Below are 1,687 nucleotides of genomic sequence, written 5' to 3'. Positions count from 1 at the left end.
CATAACTTTTTAAATGTGTTTTTGCTGCAGTTTCGGGTTTTAGCCCTCTGAGTTCAGAGGTGCGCTGACTACCATCAGGTAGAGTTACGGTCAACGTATCATCTACTATGAAGTATTCCGCCGTATATGATTTACCTTGATGCTCAATTACAATTTCGTTGCACATTTAAGAGGCCAGATATTCAGACTTAGTTTTCGTTGACAATTTCGGTATACATATACATACCAGTTTCTCGCCAAGACCGTAATACCTCTCCACAGGAACAGGTAAATTTATCATCATCTCTCAACGGTAAAGATTGGTATTTCACAGAATATTCTTTACCACAATTCGGACACGTTTCGTTCTGTAATTCTGTTTCGTCCCAAGTAGACATTTGTTACTCCTTTTTACACTTAACTAGTAATTAGATAGTTCTGTATATATACCGAAAATCATTCCTCAAACCGGTAGTTCATTGATTAGCATGTGATTTTCCCTTCTGTATATCATTCGGAATCTAGTGGGGATGACTGGTAGCCATCAAATTGCGGTCATTGAATCAGATTAGACGATAGATCGCAACGGGGCGCTGCGACAATTCACCACCGTCAAAATTCGGCATCCTCTACAGACGCAATCTTATCGTATACGGGCGCTCGCCGGATTCTATGCAGTGTGCGATCGACGAGCTAAAATCTTTTCCGGTCGGTTCATCACACGAGGTCGTCGGCGATTTATATCTGGCGAGTGGCATTCAAAACATCTTCCGGTCGATTCGAATCACAGGAGTTCCTATGTCTCAGGTCATGCTAAAAGGCGGTTGTCTATGCGGCGCTGTTCGTTATGAAGTCAGCGGCGCTCCTGAGCGTTTTTATCACTGCCATTGTGCGCGGTGCAGAAAGTCTTCCGGAACCGGGCACGCGACCAATTTATTCCTATCGAATGCCACATTGGTCTTTACCGAAGGCGAATCGTTGCTGAAGCGGTTTAAGGTCCCTGAAGCCAAACGCTTTGCCCGCCAGTTTTGCAGCGAATGTGGCAGTTCAGTTGCGCGATTCGTTCCGGAAATTGACGGCGTCGTGATTCCCGCCGGGTCGTTGGACGACGAACCGCCGATTAAACCTCAGGCGCGCATCTTTTGGGATTCGCGTGCCGACTGGTCGTGCGATGGCGATAGCTTGCCGCGTTACCCCGAATATCCCGAGTGATGTCCGCCAAGCGCCAATTCCGTTTAGCCTGGGTAGATCCGAATAGCGTAGCGTGTTCGGACGCAGGTGATTAAATACGCCGCCTGACCAGCGCCGGCGGCAAAACCCTGTCCTACCAATACAACCCGCTCGGTAACCGCACCCGCGCCACCTAGTCGGAAGCCACCGCGTTCTAGATCACCGCCAGCTACTACGGCCTACGACGCCGACGGTCGCCTGATCCGCTCCTCCGCGCAGATAGGCAGCCAATGGCTGGTGTCCTGCAACAGCTACACTCCGAGCGGCAACCTGCTGAAAGCCTGGGGCCCGGCACTAACCGCCGCCAACACCACCTGTTCGGGCACCGCCGCGCCGGTCAGCGTTGCCGACTACGCCTACGACAACCTCGACCGCCTCGGCACCCTGACCGAAAACCCGCCGACAGCCGACGGCGGCAACCGCCTCACCCAGACCGTCTATAACCTGGACGACAGCGTGCAGAGCGTCCAAAAAGCGG

The 1,687-nt window shown here is 51.7% G+C and carries 2 protein-coding genes; both read left to right on the top strand.

What is annotated here, in order from left to right:
* Nucleotides 1-777 precede the first annotated feature (777 nt).
* Nucleotides 778-1,191 carry a GFA family protein gene (locus AC3B8H_RS21070; protein ID WP_488443467.1) on the top strand — a complete coding sequence of 138 codons (414 nt, stop codon included), beginning with the start codon at nt 778-780 and terminating at the stop codon, nt 1,189-1,191.
* A gap of 255 nt (nt 1,192-1,446) precedes the next feature.
* The coding region (locus AC3B8H_RS21065; RefSeq protein WP_488443466.1) for a hypothetical protein at nt 1,447-1,687 on the top strand (241 nt) is incomplete at its 3' end.

The sequence above is a fragment of the Methylomonas sp. BG-2 genome (assembly GCF_057766305.1).
This window is presented reverse-complemented; position numbering and strand designations above follow the sequence as displayed.

Excerpts from the sequence above, each read along its gene's own strand:
- AC3B8H_RS21070 (WP_488443467.1), top strand. The coding sequence starts at position 778 with ATGTCTCAGGTCATGCTAAAAGGCGGTTGTCTATGCGGCGCTGTTCGT.